Below are 14,672 nucleotides of genomic sequence, written 5' to 3'. Positions count from 1 at the left end.
CCGCGGCCGGGGATGAGGTCGCGTCCACGGTGGCTCCGGCCGAGGTGGCGGAGAATGAGGGCGTGGCAGGTTCGGGGCAGGAGCGGGCACGGCACTGGCAGTACGCGGAGCTGCCCGGTGTCGATCTCCTGCGCGCCCGCTACGTCGAGAAGATCTTCGTGCGGCACACCCACGAGAACTTCGTGATCGCCGCCATCGACGAGGGCGTCGAGGTCTTCCACCACGGTGGCGTCGACCAGTACGCGGGTCCCGGCGCGCTGGCCCTCGTCAACCCCGACACCCCGCACACCGGACGCGCCGGCGTCCCCGAAGGCTGGCGCTACGGCGCCGTGTACCCCTCCCCGGACCTCGTCGCGGAGATCGCCGCCGAGACCACCACCCTGCGCGGTGCCCCCGGATTCACCCGGCCCGTCCTCGACGATCCCTACGCGGCGGGGCTGGTCCACCAGGTGCTCCGGGCCGCCGACGAGGGCAACGCGCTGGCCGCCGACACCCTGCTGCGGGTCGCCGTGACCCGGCTGCTGCGCCGGAACGGCGGGCCCCTGCCGCAGCGGGCCGTGCGGACCGCGGGCGGCCGTCTCGCGGCACGCGCGCGTGCCGTGCTGGAGGAACGGATGGCCGAGCCGCCGACACTGGAGCGGCTCGCCACCGACCTCGGCACCAGTTCGTTCGCCCTGCTGCGCGCGTTCCGGGACGCCTACGGGATGCCGCCCCACACCTGGCTGACCGACGCCCGGGTGCGCCGCGCACGCCACCTCCTGGACGCCGGTTCCGCGCCCGCCGAGGCGGCCGTCGCCGTCGGCTTCACGGACCAGCCCCACCTCAACCGCCACTTCACCCGGATCGTGGGCGTGCCTCCGGGGGCCTACCAGCGCGAGCGCAAGAACGTACAAGACGGCGCGGGGCACCTCCTCGTACCGTCCGACGGGTGGCAGAACAGACAGCTCTCGCGGACCGAACCAGTGAAGAAGGCGGAAAACCCGACGCCGCCGTCGTCCGCGACGCACTCGGAGTCGGGGTCGCCGTCGGACTGTCCGGTTTCGCCTTCGGGGTGACGTCGGCCGGCAGCGGGCTCAGCCTTCTGCAGACCTGTGCGCTCAGCCTCCTGGTGTTCACCGGCGCCTCGCAGTTCGCGCTGGTGGGTGCGCTCGCGGCCGGAGGCAACCCGCTCACCGCGGCCGCGGGCGCCTTCTTCCTGGGGGTGCGCAACGCCTTCTACGGGCTGCGCCTGTCGCAGCTTCTCGCTCTCCCGCGCGCGGTGCGCCCGTTCGCCGCCCAGTGGGTGATCGACGAGACCACGGCCGTCGCACTCGCGCAGCCCACCCGCCGCAGCGTCCGGCTCGGCTTCACGGTCACCGGTCTGTCGCTGTACCTCCTGTGGAACCTGACCACCCTGCTCGGCGCGGCCGGGGCCGAGGCCATCGGGGACACCGACAAGTGGGGACTGGACGCCGCCGGACCCGCCGTCTTCCTGGCGCTGCTCGCGCCGATGCTGAAGACCACCACGGAACGCGCGGTCGCCGGCATCGCGGTCCTGCTCGGGCTCGGCCTGCTGCCCGTACTGCCCGCCGGAGTCCCCGTGCTGGTGGCCGCGCTCGCCGCCCCCGCCGTGCTCTACGTGACGGGACGCAACCGAGGGCGGACCGGCGACGGGCCAGACGCCCACACACCGCGGACCGCGCCCACGACCGGGCCCGAGGCGCCGGCCGACGGGCCCGACAACGCACCGCACGACGCATCTGGGGAAGACCGTTGAACATCTGGATCGCCATCGGCGCCACCGCCGTCGGCTGCTACGTCGTCAAGCTCGTCGGTCTGCTGATCCCCGCCGGGGTGCTGGAGCGGCCCCTCGTGCAGCGGCTCGCCGCCCTGTTGCCGGTCGCGCTCCTTGCCGCCCTCACGGCCCAGCAGACCTTCGCGGACGGGCGGGTCCTCGTCGTGGACGCGAAGGCCGCGGGGCTCGCGGCGGCGGCCGTCGCACTGATCCTGCGTGCCCCGTTCCTGGTGGTGGTCGCCGCGGCGGTGGTGGTGACGGCCGGAGTCCGCGCGATCACGGGGTGACACGCGGCCACACGCGCGTGGACCGCGCCGCGCCCCCGGAGCCGAGCGCGGCCCCCGATCCCGTCATGCCCCGGACGGAGGGGCCGTGGCCGGTGTGGTGGTCGCGCACAGCGGTGAATGCCGGACGTCCTCAGCCGACGGGTCTCCCGTGCGCCCGCAGGGTGCGCAGTGCCTCGATCGTCACCAGGGGACGGCTCTCCAGGGCGGTGCCCGGCGCCCACTGACGCCACCGGATCGGCCAGCCGCCGTCCTCCTGCTGCTCGGCCGCGAGGTGGTCGAGGGAGCGTGACATCTCCTCGTCGGTGAACCACGCGCGCGCGAGCGAGCCCGGAGTGCCCGCGTAGTCGTGGGGGAAGTGATGCTCACGCTCCGCGTAACCGGGGGCGACGGGGAAGGCCGCCAGGTTCCCGGGGTCGAGTGCGGCGAGCCGGCCCTCCCGGACGAGGCGGCCCAGCCGGTCGGCGCACGCCTCCGCGCGCGGGCGGTCGGCCGCCGAGTCGAGGAAGGCGACCGCCGCCTCGATCTCGTACGGATGGGACCGCTCCAGGGACTCGACCGCCTGCCAGCAGAAGTCGGTGGCCCGGAACAGCCAGGCGTGCCACACCTCGTTGCGGTGCAGCAGGCCCACCACGGGACCGGTGGAGAGGAGTTCGCTCGGCGGGTCGTCGACGATCGTGAGGAAGGGGGCGGCCGGGTAGCCGCGCTGGCTGGGATGGATCGCCGGGAGCGCGCCGTCCGCCGTCGACACGGAGGTCAGATAGCGGCACACACGCTCCACCCGCTGGCCGCCGCAGCGCCCGATCGAGTCGAGGACCCGTAGGGCGTGCCCGGTGTGCAGCGGCTGGCTGACCGGGCCGCGCAGATCGGGTTCGAGCGCGTGACCGTAGCCTTCGTCGTCGTTGCGGTACGCGGCCAGCGCGGTCTCCACCGCGTCGGCGCCTCCGTCGAGGAAGTGATAAGCGAAGCGGCGCTGTTCCAGCACGCGCGCGGTGAGCCAGATGAAGTGCTCGGCGCGTGCGAGCGGGGAACGCGCCGGGGGCGTCTGGGGGAGTGGGGATGCTCCTGTTTCGGCCATGCGTCAGACCGTAGGGCGGAAAGCGGTCTCGGCATGGGCTCCCGGCACTGGCCCACCCCCAGGGGCGGGATACTGGTGTCATGCGGTTGACGGTCTTCTGGCAGCGAATGGCTGATCACTTCGGGGCGGGGTACGCCGACACCTTCGCGCGCGATCACGTGATGACGGAACTCGGCGGGCGCACCGTCAACGAGGCGCTGGACGCCGGCTGGGAGGCCAGGGACGTCTGGCGCGCGGTGTGCTCGTCGATGGACGTTCCGTACGAAAAGCGCTGACAGGCACCCGAAAAGTGCCTGGCCCGGGCCGGGAAAGTGTCCGGCGGGCATCGAACAAGGGGGGACCGGGTCCGATTGTCGGTGGCGTGGGCGAAACTTGCCCCGTGGCCCCGACAGACGAGAACCCGCAGGTCGATCAGCAGGCATCCCCGTTCGGCACGACACCGCCCGACCCGCCCGGCGCGGGCGTCGTCGCGCAGGGCGGTCGCATGCCGCGCTGGCTGCCGCGTGCCATGGTGCTCGCGCTGATGCTCATCGCGGCGTTCCAACTGGGCAGTTGGGCGTTCCACCAGCTCACGGGCCTGTTGATCAACATCCTGATCTCGTTCTTCCTCGCGCTCGCGATAGAACCCGCGGTCAGCTGGATGGCCTCGCGGGGCATGCGCAGGGGACTGGCCGCGTTCTTCGTCTTCCTCGGCTCGCTGATCCTGACCGCGGGATTCATCACGCTGCTCGGCTCGATGCTCGCGGGGCAGATCATCAAGATGGTCGAGGGCTTCCCGGACTACCTCGACTCCGTCATCAACTGGATCAACGCGCACTTCCACACCGACCTGAGACGGGTCGACATCCAGGACAGCCTGCTCCACTCCGCCTGGCTCCGGAAGTACGTGCAGAACAGCGCCACCGGCGTCCTGGACGTCTCCGGGCAGGTCCTGGGCGGGCTCTTCCAGCTGCTGACCATCGCGCTGTTCTCGTTCTACTTCGCCGCCGACGGACCGCGGCTGCGGCGGGCGCTCTGCTCGGTGCTGCCGCCGGCCCGGCAGGCCGAGGTGCTGCGCGCCTGGGAGATCGCCGTCGACAAGACCGGCGGCTATCTGTACTCGCGCGGCCTGATGGCACTGATCTCGGGAGTGGCGCACTACATCCTGCTGGAGGCACTCGGCGTGCCCTACGCGCCCGTGCTCGGCGTGTGGGTCGGCCTGGTCTCGCAGTTCATCCCGACCATCGGCACCTATCTCGCGGGCGCCCTGCCGATGCTGATCGCCTTCACCGTCGACCCCTGGTACGCGCTGTGGGTGCTGGTCTTCGTCGTGATCTACCAGCAGTTCGAGAACTACGTGCTGCAGCCCAAGCTGACCTCCAAGTCGGTGGACATCCACCCGGCGGTCGCCTTCGGGTCCGTCATCGCGGGCACGGCGCTCCTCGGAGCCGTCGGCGCCCTGATCGCCATCCCCGCCGTGGCCACGCTCCAGGCGTTCCTCGGGGCCTACGTGAAGCGCTACGAGGTCACGGACGACCCGCGCGTCCACGGGCACCGCACGCGCAGCTCGGAGGGGCTCGCCGCGCGCGTGCGGCGGCTGCTCGACCGGTGACCCTCACCAGGTGAGCACCGCGTCGACGCCTGCGGCGAGGACGGCCGCGGCGTAGCAGCCGACCGCCCCGTACAGGACGCGCTCCCTGACCCGCTCGCTCCAGCCGGTGCGGGACAGCAGCCACGCCAGCGCGGGCAGCACGAGAACGGCGTGCAGACTCACGCCGTGCAGCGGCTTGAGCGGAGCCGTCGAGTGGTAGGCGGCCTCCTGGTGGCCGGTACGGGCGAGAACGACACCGCGGGCGATCATCGCGGCGCCGGAGGCCAGCGCGACCAGCAGGATCGCGAACCCGGAACGCAGGGCGAGCGGCATGCCGGGAGGCCCCGCCGGCCGGTTCCGGAACGACGCGACCGCGAACAGGGTCAGCACCACGACCAGCACGCCGCCGCCCACGGCGAGCAACATGGACACCACGGTGTCGAAGCCGGTCTCCATGTCCAGATGCGAGGGCACCCGCCGCCACGCCTGGAGCGTGATCCCGCCGACCTCCACGACACAGTCCGCGGCGAACACGACGAGCAGCACGGTGCGCAGCCGGGCCCCGACACGCAGATACGACGTCACCCAGGTGACCGCGATCAGCGTCAGCCCGAAGGAGAGCCCGAAGGTGACGGGCTTGCGCCAGGAGACCGGACCGTCCCAAGGGCCGCCGTCGACGGCGAAGACCAGCAGATGCGCGCATCCCGACAGGACGAGCACGGTGCCCGTGGCATGGCAGAACCGCTCGGCCGCACGGAGCGAGGGCTTCTGCGGAGTCAGGGCGCGGACCCTCGTCGTTTCCATGGCGCACAGCCTGCCGGGCGGCCCCGCACGACGTCGTCGTACGGCCGGAGACACCGGTGCTGCGCCCGGGGGAGTAGCCCGGGGCGGGCGCGCGCCGGGCCCGTGACGAGCGCGGATCCCGGGACTTGTCGGACGGTGAACGTAGTCTCGGAGGTGTCGCGTGGTGCGCTTGACACGAAAATCGAACATCCATTCTTATGGAAGTTCCGGCGGAGCCCTCGCCGAGGATTTCGGCAGGGTTTCCATGGAGATGTGCCCGAGTTATCCACAGGCCGGACGGGCGTCGGGGCGCATTGTCAGTGGCAGGCGTTAGCGTCTTTGACGTGAAGCGATCGACTCAAGCAAACCGGGTGGAACCCATGGCAGGAACCGACCGCGAGAAGGCGCTCGACGCCGCGCTCGCGCAGATTGAACGGCAGTTCGGCAAGGGTGCAGTGATGCGCCTGGGCGAGCGGCCGAATGAGCCCATCGAGGTCATCCCCACCGGGTCGACCGCGCTCGACGTCGCCCTCGGCGTCGGCGGGCTCCCGCGCGGCCGCGTGGTCGAGGTCTACGGCCCGGAGTCCTCCGGTAAGACGACCCTGACCCTGCACGCCGTCGCGAACGCGCAGAAGGCCGGCGGCCAGGTGGCGTTCGTGGACGCCGAGCACGCCCTCGACCCCGAGTACGCGAAGAAGCTCGGCGTCGACATCGACAACCTCATCCTGTCGCAGCCGGACAACGGCGAGCAGGCCCTGGAGATCGTGGACATGCTGGTCCGCTCCGGTGCGCTCGACCTCATCGTCATCGACTCCGTCGCCGCCCTGGTGCCGCGCGCGGAGATCGAGGGCGAGATGGGCGACTCGCACGTGGGTCTGCAGGCCCGTCTGATGAGCCAGGCCCTGCGGAAGATCACCAGCGCGCTCAACCAGTCGAAGACCACCGCGATCTTCATCAACCAGCTGCGCGAGAAGATCGGCGTGATGTTCGGCTCCCCGGAGACCACGACCGGTGGCCGGGCGCTGAAGTTCTACGCCTCGGTGCGACTCGACATCCGCCGCATCGAGACGCTGAAGGACGGCACCGACGCGGTCGGCAACCGCACGCGCGTCAAGGTCGTCAAGAACAAGGTCGCGCCGCCGTTCAAGCAGGCCGAGTTCGACATCCTGTACGGGCATGGCATCAGCCGCGAGGGCGGTCTGATCGACATGGGCGTGGAGCACGGCTTCGTCCGCAAGGCCGGTGCCTGGTACACGTACGAGGGCGACCAGCTCGGCCAGGGCAAGGAGAACGCGCGCAACTTCCTGAAGGACAACCCCGACCTCGCCGACGAGATCGAGAAGAAGATCCTGGAGAAGCTGGGCGTCGGTGTGAACAAGAAGACCGAGGAGCCCGCCGTCGTGCCGGGCGCGGACGCTGCGGTCCCGGCTGCCCCGGACGACGCCGCGAAGACGGTGCCCGCTCCGGCTGCCAAGGCCACCAAGGCCCGGGCCGCGGCGGCCAAGAGCTAGACCATGACACGGCGAACCGACTGGGCCGAGTACGCCTCCCCTGCCGCCCCCATGGGGCCGGGGCAGGGGTACGGCGGGCGTGACGGCGGCCCGGACGGAGACGGTGACGGAGCGTACGGCGGTGCCGGGGGGTACGGCGGCCGTTCGTACGGCCCCGCCGACGACGGGCTCGACGGCGGGGAAGGCTTCTCCGGAGACGGTCCGGACGACGGTGGTCCGGACGACGGCGGAGCCTCGGGCTTCGGCCCGCGCCGGAGTGACGGTCCTTCGGGCGAAGGGTCCCGGCGTGGCGGTGGCGCCGCCCGCGGTGCGGGCGGATCACGAGGTGGACGAGGGCGTCGGAGGCGCGGCGGTTTCGGCGATCCGTCCGACGACCCGCAGGACGGGGGCGCCCCCTTCTCGTCGAGGGCCGAGAGGGCCGAGAAGGGGGAGCAGCCGAAGGACCCGGCCGAGCAGGCGCGCGCGATCTGCCTGCGTCTGCTCACCGGGACCCCGCGTACGCGCAAGCAACTCGCGGACGCGCTGCGCAAGCGCGAGATCCCGGACGAGGTGGCGGACGAGGTCCTGTCACGGTTCGAGGAGGTCGGGCTGATCAACGACAGCGCCTTCGCGGAAGCCTGGGTCGAGTCCCGGCACCACGGCCGGGGACTGGCCAGACGAGCCCTCGCCCAGGAGCTGCGGACCAAGGGCGTCGAACCGACGCTGATCGACGAGGCCGTCGGGCAGCTCGACTCCGACCAGGAGGAGGCGACCGCGCGGGACCTGGTCGCCCGCAAGCTGCGCTCCACGCGCGGCCTGGACCGCGACAAGCGACTGCGGCGCCTCGCGGGCATGCTCGCCCGCAAGGGCTACTCCCAGGGCATGGCCCTGCGCGTGGTCCGGCAGGCGTTGGAAGAAGAGGGCGAGGACACGGAAGGGCTCGCGGACGAGGGGTTCTGAGCCCGCGGGCCCCGATCCCTCGACGGAGCAGCAGCACACGGTGTCCCGGAGTCCCGGGCGCCGTCGTCCGGTCACGGGCTTCGGACACGGTGGACGCGCGGGGGCGCCGATCGCGTTCGGGGCCCGGACGCATGTGTGGGTGCGGACGGATCCACGAGGGCGGCGTAGGAGTGACCCCGGCGTGACCGCCTGCCGCGACGTCAACTGGCCCCGGACGGGGTGGGGTTAACCCCCGGCGGAAGACGCCTGGTCACCGCAGTGCACAGGCACCTGTGCACGGACGACTGTGTACACATGGCACAGGAACCCGGCATGCAGGAGGCAGCACCCGCACCGGCGCCGCATGCCTCCACGGAACTCTCCGACCTCGCCACGCTCAAGGCCCTCGCGCAGCCCCGGCGGCAGCGCATCCTCCAGCACCTCACCCTGCACGGCCCGGCGACCTCGGCGAGCCTGGCCCGCGAGCTCGGGCTGAACACCGGAGCCACCAGCTACCACCTGCGTGAACTCGCCCGGTACTGCTTCGTCGAGGAGCAGCCGGAGGCGGACGGTCACGGCCGGGAGCGCTGGTGGCGGGCGGTACCCGGTGACCGGCGGTTCCCGCCCCGCAGCCGGCAGAGCGCCGAGATGCGGCTCGTCATGGACGAGCTGAACCACCACGCCTACGCCGCCGACCTCGAACTCTTCGAGAAGGCCCAGGCCCGGACGCAGACGCGGACCGGCGCGGACGAGGACCCGTGGGCCGACGCCTTCCCCTACTCGCGCGGCAGCATCCGGCTCACGCTTCCCGAACTGCACGCGTTCTTCGAGGAGTACATCGCGCTCCTCAACCGCTACAGGCGCCCCGACACCGACACTCCCGACGGCGCGCGCACCGTCCTCACCCGGTTCCTCGCCCATCCGGCCCCGGACAACGACACCGGAGCCGAAGCCGAGAGTGTGCCGACATCCCACGGCAGCACGGCAGTCGACGACACCGAGGCATCCCACAACAGAAAAGCGAGCGACCCGACATGATGCTGCGCTACGCGCTGAAGACCGTCCGCGCCCGCAAGGGCGGCTTCCTCGGTGCCTTCGTCGCCCTGATGTGCGCGGCGGCCCTCATCACCGCCTGCGGCACTCTCCTGGAGACCGGCCTGCGCGGCACGATCCGCACCGAGCGCTACGCCGCGGCGCCGATCGTGGTCTCCGCCGACCAGAACGTCCACCGGACGACCGTCAAGCACAAGAAGGGAAAGACCAAGGTCAAGCACAAGGCGAAGCCGATCGCCGAACGGGCCTGGCTCGCGGACGACCTCGCCACCCGGCTGCGCGGTCTGCCCGGAGTGCGCCGCGTCGTCCCCGAACTGACCTTCCTCGCACAGCCGTTGACCGCCGCCTCTGCCGTGGAGAAGGACCGTCCCGCCTACGGGCATGCCTGGGACTCGGCCGCGCTCACTCCGTACCGGCTCACCGCCGGCAGGGCACCCGAGTCGGACACCGACCTCGTCGTCGACCGGCACTTCGCCGAGCGCGCGCACCTGAAGCCCGGCGACCGCCTCACCGTCCAGTCGACGCGGTCACCCCGCACCTACCACGTCACCGGAATCGCCGCGCCCGCCTCCGACGTCAGCCACCAGACCTCCCTCTTCTTCTCCACGGCCGAGGCCACGCGGCTGGCCGCCCACCCCGGCCAGGTCAGCGCCATCGGTGTCCTGCCCGAGAACAGCGCCGACGTCCGGACGGTCGAGCGGGCCGTGACCGAGGCGCTGAACGGCACCACCGCGCAGGTCGCTTCGGGTGACGCACGAGGCCCGGTCGAGTTCCTGGACGCCGCGGCCGCCCGCATCCGGCTGGTCAGCATGGGCGGCGCGATGGGCGGCACTTCCGTGCTGGTGGCCGTGCTGGTGGTCGTGGGCACCTTCGCCCTGTCCGTCCAGCAGCGTCATCGCGAACTCGCCCTGCTGCGGGCCATCGCCGCCACCCAGGGGCAGATCCGCACCCTGCTCGGACGCGAGGCCCTGCTCGTCGGAGCGGCCGCAGGTGTCGGCGGAGCCATCGTGGGCCTGCCGCTGGGGAGTTGGCTGTACGACCGCTTCGTCGCCCTGGGCGCCGTCCCCTCCACGCTTCAGCACACCGTCAGTGTCCTCCCCCTGTTCGCCGCCGTCGGCGCCACGCTGTTCGGTGCCTGGGCCGCCGCCCGTATCTCGTCCCGCCGTGTCGTCCGCATCCGCCCGGCCGAGGCACTCGCCGAAGCACGGGTCGAGCGCACCCGCCCGGCATGGGGCCGGACGCTCGCCGGTCTCGTGCTCCTCGCGGGCGGAGCCGTGCTCGTCGCCGTGCTCAGCAGGCTGCGCACCGAGCCCGCGTCGACGCCCGTGACGTTCCTGGCCGTCGTGGTCCTCGCCACCGCCGTCTCCCTCCTCGGACCGCTGCTGGTGCGCGCTGCCGCCGCCGGGCTCGCCGGCCCGCTGCGGCTGAGCGGCCCCGCGGGACGGCTCGCCCGCGCCAACCTCCGCGGCAACGCGGCCCGCATGGCCTCCGTCGTCACTCCGCTGACCCTCCTCGTCGGGATGACCTGCACCGTGCTCTTCGTCCAGCCCACGCTCGGGAACGCGGCCCGGGCCCAGGCGCGCGAGGGTGTCCGCGCCGACTATGTGCTCGCCGCTCAGGGCCCCGGTGTTCCGGCGGCGGCAGCCCGGGCCCTGCGCACGCGGCACGACGTCGTCACCGAAGTGGTCCGCACGACCGTCCGGGTGGGCCTCGACAAGTACGCGGCACAGGGCGTCACACCGGCCGGCCTGTCCTGCACCTGGGACCCGGACGTCACGGCGGGCACCCTGGACGACCTCGACAGCGGCACGGTCGCCGTCAGCGAACTCGCCGCGAACCAGCTCCATCTGAAGCCCGGAGACACGCTGCGTCTCACCCTCGGTGACGGAACGCCCGTCCGGCTCACGGTCGCCGCCGTCTACACCAGGGGCCTCGGCTTCGGGGACCTGACCTTCGCCCACGACCTGGTCGCCCGCCATGTCGACAACCCACTCGCCGCCTCCGTCCTGGTCCGCACTGCCCGCACACAGAAACAATTCGCGACCACGCTGCGTGAGTTCCCGGCCGTACGAGTGCTCGCCCCGGCCGAGGCGGACTCGCTCCGGATCGAGCGGCAGCAGGCGAACGCCGAGGTGAACCTCCTCGCCATGGGGCTGGTGCTGGCCTTCACCGCCATCGCCGTCGTCAACACCCTCGCCATGTCGGTGTCCGAACGGGTCCGCGAGTTCGCGATGCTCCGCCTCGCCGGTGCGACCCGCCGTCAGGTGCTGCGCATGCTGCGGACCGAGGCACTGTCGGTCCTGCTGCTCGCCACGGCCCTCGGCAGCGGGATCGCGCTCGCCGTCCTCACCGCCTTCAGCGTCGGTATGACGGGCAGCGCGGCCCCCGCGGTCACCCCGCTCGTGTACCTGACGGTCGTCGCGGTCGCCGGGCTGCTCGCCCTGGTCGCCACCGCGCTGCCCGGGCGCGTCGCCCTGAGGACGCGGCCCGTCCTGGTGGCCACGGCCAAGGAGTGAGTCCCGCCGGCGGCGCGTGGGACACGCCGCCGAAAGGTGCGCGCCACTCCCGAAAGGGTGGCCCCGAAGGGTGGTTGTAAGAGGTGGTGCACAAGGCGGGCGCCCCTTACCCGAGGGGCGCCCGCCTTCGTAGGGGCCGGGAGGGGCCAGGGTTCCGCGTGGGCCGAGGGCGGCGGACCTACTCGTCCCCGTCGGCGGTCGTGACCGGGAGACCGGCCGCTCGCCACGCCTGGAAGCCACCGACCAGGTCGGTCGCCCGGTGCAGCCCCAACTGACGCAGGGACGCCGCTGCGAGACTCGACGCGTATCCCTCGTTGCAGAACACCACGACCTTCAGGTCATGGCTCGTGGCCTCAGGGGCACGATGGCTGCCGACGGGGTCGAGCCGCCACTCCAGTTCGTTGCGCTCGACGACGAGAGCCCCGGGGACCAGGCCGTCGCGGTCACGCAGGGCCGCGTACCGGGTGTCGACCAGGAGGGCCTCGCCGGCCTGCGCGGCCGCGTACGCCTCCTCGGGTTCCACGCGGTCGAGGCCCGCGCGGACCTGCTCCAGCAGCTCGTCGATGCCGACGGGGCCGGGGGTGCTCACTGCCAGTCCTCCGGGCGTTCGACGTGCTCCAGACGCAGCAACTGGCCGGTGCGGCTGTAGCGGCGGATCTGCGGGAGCGGCGGGTAGTAGGCGTGGACCGAGATCGCGTGCTCCTCGGTGGACTCGTTGAGGACCTCGTGCACGTGGTGGCGGCCGAAGGCGCGGCCGGTACCCGCGGACAGCGTGCGGTGCCGGTCGATGTCCTCGGTGAGTTCGAGGGTCTTCCAGCCGTCGGCGGGCAGCCGCGCGGCGAGCGAGTGTTCCTTGAGCTCGCCGGACGCGGTGAGGAAGGCGCCGACCGACTCGGCGTGGTCGTGCCAGCCCGTACCGGTGCCGGGCGGCCAGCCGATGAGCCAGGCCTCGCTGCCGCCGGGGCCTTCGAGCCGCACCCAGGTGCGGCCTTCGGGGTCGAGGGGGAGCGAGGCGATCAGCTCGGCGTCGGCGGCCGTACGGCGGACGAAGGCGAGGAGATCGGCCTGGGTGGGGGTGCCGGAGGCGCCGGGGACAGCGGGAGACGCGGAGACAGAGGGTGAGACAGACACTCGGACCGTCCTGAGAGTTCGCGAGAGGAGCGCGCGAAGGCACGAAGCGGCGCGCGGGAGAAAGGATGCGAAGTCAGAAGGACGGGCGACACACGCAGCCCGCATAGCGGAGGAGGTCCATATGGACCCTCCGCCACAGGCGCACACAGGTGTCGGTCACGATCCGGAGTAGACCATGACGGTGCAGGCGGGTCAACTCACTGTCACTATGTGGACCCCCGAGGGCCCACGGCATCGAATCCCCCAGCTCAGGTGGTCACGGAGCGTTCAACTCCGGCCGGCGGTCGCCTCCGCGGCGGGCTCCGTCGCCGCCGGTCCGCCGAGGGCGGCCTCGGCCGCCTCGTACAGGTCGGCCGGCCGGACGCCGCTGAGCGCGGTGACCAGATGGCCGTCGGGGCGGACGAGGAGCACGGTGTGCGCCGCCGCGCCCGGATAGCTCTCCGCGACGAGGAGTTCGGCGGGGTGCGGCAGCGCGGTCACGGCGGCGGCGAGCCGGGGCATGATGCCGGCCGTCACCCAGTGCTTGCGTTCCCACACCCCGGTGCCCGGCGCGATCAGCACGACGAGCAGGACGCCGCGCCCGAGCCGCTCGCGCAGCGGTACGAACGAGCCGTCCTCCGCCGTCACCCGGACGTCGGTGACCGGGGCGCCCGGCTCGGTGGCGACGGGGGCCTGCGACTCGGCGGGCGGGGGCGCGAGCGGGGAGTCGGCGTACGTCCCCGGCGTGCCCAGCGGGCCGCGTCCGAGGTGGCCGTCCGTGAGGAGCGCGTCGTGGCCGCGCGCGGAGCCGGGGACGTAGGCACGAAGCCCGCCGCCGCCCCGCAGGACGGGCAGTGCCTGGTCGGCGGCGCGCAACCGGGCGGCGACCACGGCCCTCCGCTCCGTCTGGTAGCTGTCGAGCAGGGCCTCGTGCGGGCCGTGGTGCCAGGCGAGCGCCAGCTTCCAGGCGAGGTTGTCGGCGTCCCGCAGCCCTTCGTCCAGCCCCTGGGTACCGAGGGCGCCGAGCAGGTGGGCGGCGTCCCCGGCGAGGAAGACCCGCCCGACACGCCACCGCCGGGCGAGCCGGTGGTGCACGGTGTGGACGCCGGTGTCGAGCAGCTCGTACGCGGGGGTGGAGCCGCCGCTCCAGCCGCCGAGGGTCTCCCTGATGCGGGCGACCAGCAGGTCGGGCGTGACCAGGTCCTTGCCCGGGGGCAGCAGCCAGTCCAGTCGCCACACGTCCTCGGCGAGCGGGCGCGCGGTCACCTCACCGACGGAGGGCCCGGACGTCCGCCACGGCGGCAGGCGGTGCAGCAACGCTTCTCCGGGCCAGGGGAGTTCGGCCCGCAGCGCCGCCACCGCGTGCCGCTCGACCGCGGTGCGGCCGGGGAAGCGGATGTCCTGGAGCTTGCGCACCGTCGAGCGCGGTCCGTCGCATCCGACGAGGTAACTGCCGCGCCACCACGTTCCGTTGGACCCGCGGGTGTGTGCCGTGACGCCCGACGTCTCCTGTTCGACGGAGTCGAGACGGCTGTCGGCGGCGACCTTGATGAGCCGCTCGTGGACGATCGCCTCGCGCAGGGCCCCGGTCAGTTCGTGCTGGGCGATGTGCAGCGGAGCGCTGAACTCCTCCGCCTCCACCGTGCTTTCCGCGCCCCTGGAGGCACCCGCGCCCCGGGCGGTGACGGCCCCCCGAGGGCCGTCACCGCGGGACGCCCCGGTGTCCCGGGAGCCGGTGGCACCGCCCCGTTCCCCGCTCCCGCTCACCCGGCCGCCGAAGGCGACCTCGCGCATCACCTGCTTGCGTCGCATCGACCGCCATCCGGCCCAACGGAAGCCGATGTCGTCGGGCGGGAGCCCCGCGAGCCTGCCGACCAGCGCGGCCGTGTCCTCGCGCAGCACCACACTTCGCGCGAGCCGTTGTTCGTCCTTGCCCGGCCCCTCGTCCAGGACCACGGAGGGAACCTCCTGGCGGGCCAGCGCAAGGGCCAGCGTGAGCCCGACGGGCCCTGCTCCGACGATGATCACCGGGTCCACGACGCGGTGCCCCCTGCCCGGAGCGGTGTCCTGAGAGA

At 72.6% G+C, this 14,672-nt stretch carries 15 protein-coding genes; 9 read left to right on the top strand and 6 right to left on the bottom strand.

All coding sequences use genetic code 11. The features are described 5' to 3' along the window. Positions 1–62: 62 nt before the first annotated feature. The 3 genes from OG406_RS11965 to OG406_RS11955 are packed head-to-tail and all read left to right on the top strand — an operon-like array spanning position 63 to position 2,061. The gene (locus OG406_RS11965; RefSeq protein ID WP_443067076.1) at positions 63–1,055 is read left to right on the top strand and encodes an AraC family ligand binding domain-containing protein; all 993 of its coding nucleotides are present in this window, start codon (positions 63–65) and stop codon (positions 1,053–1,055) included. Then, positions 1,052–1,756: an AzlC family ABC transporter permease gene (locus OG406_RS11960; RefSeq protein ID WP_443067075.1), complete on the top strand. Its 705-nt coding sequence runs from the start codon at positions 1,052–1,054 to the stop codon at positions 1,754–1,756. The genes OG406_RS11965 and OG406_RS11960 overlap by 4 nt, the downstream gene beginning before the upstream one ends. Next, positions 1,753–2,061, top strand: coding sequence for an AzlD domain-containing protein (locus OG406_RS11955; protein ID WP_164375252.1), 309 nt, complete (start codon positions 1,753–1,755; stop codon positions 2,059–2,061). The genes OG406_RS11960 and OG406_RS11955 overlap by 4 nt, the downstream gene beginning before the upstream one ends. A 130-nt stretch (positions 2,062–2,191) precedes the next feature. Here OG406_RS11955 and OG406_RS11950 read toward each other — a convergent pair whose 3' ends face one another. Beyond that, positions 2,192–3,136, bottom strand: a complete 945-nt coding sequence (locus OG406_RS11950; RefSeq protein WP_164375251.1) for a hypothetical protein — start codon at positions 3,134–3,136, stop codon at positions 2,192–2,194. An 80-nt stretch (positions 3,137–3,216) separates the two neighbouring features. Here OG406_RS11950 and OG406_RS11945 point away from each other — a divergent pair, with 80 nt between their 5' ends. After that, on the top strand, positions 3,217–3,411 hold the full coding sequence (locus OG406_RS11945) for a DUF3046 domain-containing protein (RefSeq protein ID WP_164375250.1): 195 nt from the start codon (positions 3,217–3,219) through the stop codon (positions 3,409–3,411). A 104-nt stretch (positions 3,412–3,515) separates the two neighbouring features. Further along, a complete protein-coding gene (locus tag OG406_RS11940) occupies positions 3,516–4,727 on the top strand; it encodes an AI-2E family transporter (RefSeq protein WP_164375249.1) in 1,212 nt (403 codons plus the stop codon). Between the two features lie 3 nt (positions 4,728–4,730). Here OG406_RS11940 and OG406_RS11935 read toward each other — a convergent pair whose 3' ends face one another. Further along, entirely contained in the window at positions 4,731–5,510 is a 780-nt protein-coding gene (locus OG406_RS11935; protein ID WP_329185668.1) for a hypothetical protein, read from the bottom strand. Between the two features lie 359 nt (positions 5,511–5,869). Here OG406_RS11935 and recA point away from each other — a divergent pair, with 359 nt between their 5' ends. From recA to OG406_RS11915, 4 genes are all read left to right on the top strand, one after another. Next, positions 5,870–7,000 carry a recombinase RecA gene (gene recA / locus OG406_RS11930; protein WP_164375247.1) on the top strand — a complete coding sequence of 377 codons (1,131 nt, stop codon included), beginning with the start codon at positions 5,870–5,872 and terminating at the stop codon, positions 6,998–7,000. Positions 7,001–7,003: 3 nt separating this feature from the next. Further along, a complete protein-coding gene (recX, locus tag OG406_RS11925) occupies positions 7,004–7,939 on the top strand; it encodes a recombination regulator RecX (protein ID WP_329185666.1) in 936 nt (311 codons plus the stop codon). A 294-nt stretch (positions 7,940–8,233) separates the two neighbouring features. Next, positions 8,234–8,956, top strand: coding sequence for an ArsR/SmtB family transcription factor (locus OG406_RS11920; RefSeq protein WP_266852115.1), 723 nt, complete (start codon positions 8,234–8,236; stop codon positions 8,954–8,956). Beyond that, on the top strand, positions 8,953–11,487 hold the full coding sequence (locus tag OG406_RS11915) for an FtsX-like permease family protein (RefSeq protein WP_329185664.1): 2,535 nt from the start codon (positions 8,953–8,955) through the stop codon (positions 11,485–11,487). The genes OG406_RS11920 and OG406_RS11915 overlap by 4 nt, the downstream gene beginning before the upstream one ends. 178 nt (positions 11,488–11,665) lie before the next feature. Here OG406_RS11915 and OG406_RS11910 read toward each other — a convergent pair whose 3' ends face one another. From OG406_RS11910 to OG406_RS11895, 4 genes are all read right to left on the bottom strand, one after another. Next, positions 11,666–12,076, bottom strand: coding sequence for a rhodanese-like domain-containing protein (locus OG406_RS11910; RefSeq protein ID WP_443067074.1), 411 nt, complete (start codon positions 12,074–12,076; stop codon positions 11,666–11,668). Further along, positions 12,073–12,618, bottom strand: coding sequence for a cysteine dioxygenase (locus OG406_RS11905; RefSeq protein WP_164375244.1), 546 nt, complete (start codon positions 12,616–12,618; stop codon positions 12,073–12,075). The genes OG406_RS11910 and OG406_RS11905 overlap by 4 nt, the downstream gene beginning before the upstream one ends. Before the next feature lie 73 nt (positions 12,619–12,691). Next, a complete protein-coding gene (locus tag OG406_RS11900) occupies positions 12,692–12,853 on the bottom strand; it encodes a putative leader peptide (protein WP_323178240.1) in 162 nt (53 codons plus the stop codon). A 32-nt stretch (positions 12,854–12,885) separates the two neighbouring features. Next, on the bottom strand, positions 12,886–14,634 hold the full coding sequence (locus OG406_RS11895) for an FAD-dependent monooxygenase (RefSeq protein WP_164375243.1): 1,749 nt from the start codon (positions 14,632–14,634) through the stop codon (positions 12,886–12,888). Positions 14,635–14,672 lie beyond the last annotated feature (38 nt).

This window comes from Streptomyces sp. NBC_01428 (genome assembly GCF_036231965.1).
In the GTDB taxonomy this organism is placed as follows: Bacteria; Actinomycetota; Actinomycetes; order Streptomycetales; family Streptomycetaceae; genus Streptomyces.
The sequence above is the reverse complement of the archived record's forward strand: the minus strand, read 5'-3'. Positions and strand labels throughout refer to the sequence as shown.

Excerpts from the sequence above, each read along its gene's own strand:
- OG406_RS11950 (WP_164375251.1), bottom strand. The coding sequence starts at position 3,136 with ATGGCCGAAACAGGAGCATCCCCACTCCCCCAGACGCCCCCGGCGCGT.
- OG406_RS11945 (WP_164375250.1), top strand. The coding sequence starts at position 3,217 with ATGCGGTTGACGGTCTTCTGGCAGCGAATGGCTGATCACTTCGGGGCG.
- OG406_RS11935 (WP_329185668.1), bottom strand. The coding sequence starts at position 5,510 with ATGGAAACGACGAGGGTCCGCGCCCTGACTCCGCAGAAGCCCTCGCTC.
- recA (WP_164375247.1), top strand. The coding sequence starts at position 5,870 with ATGGCAGGAACCGACCGCGAGAAGGCGCTCGACGCCGCGCTCGCGCAG.
- recX (WP_329185666.1), top strand. The coding sequence starts at position 7,004 with ATGACACGGCGAACCGACTGGGCCGAGTACGCCTCCCCTGCCGCCCCC.
- OG406_RS11920 (WP_266852115.1), top strand. The coding sequence starts at position 8,234 with ATGGCACAGGAACCCGGCATGCAGGAGGCAGCACCCGCACCGGCGCCG.
- OG406_RS11915 (WP_329185664.1), top strand. The coding sequence starts at position 8,953 with ATGATGCTGCGCTACGCGCTGAAGACCGTCCGCGCCCGCAAGGGCGGC.
- OG406_RS11900 (WP_323178240.1), bottom strand. The coding sequence starts at position 12,853 with ATGCCGTGGGCCCTCGGGGGTCCACATAGTGACAGTGAGTTGACCCGC.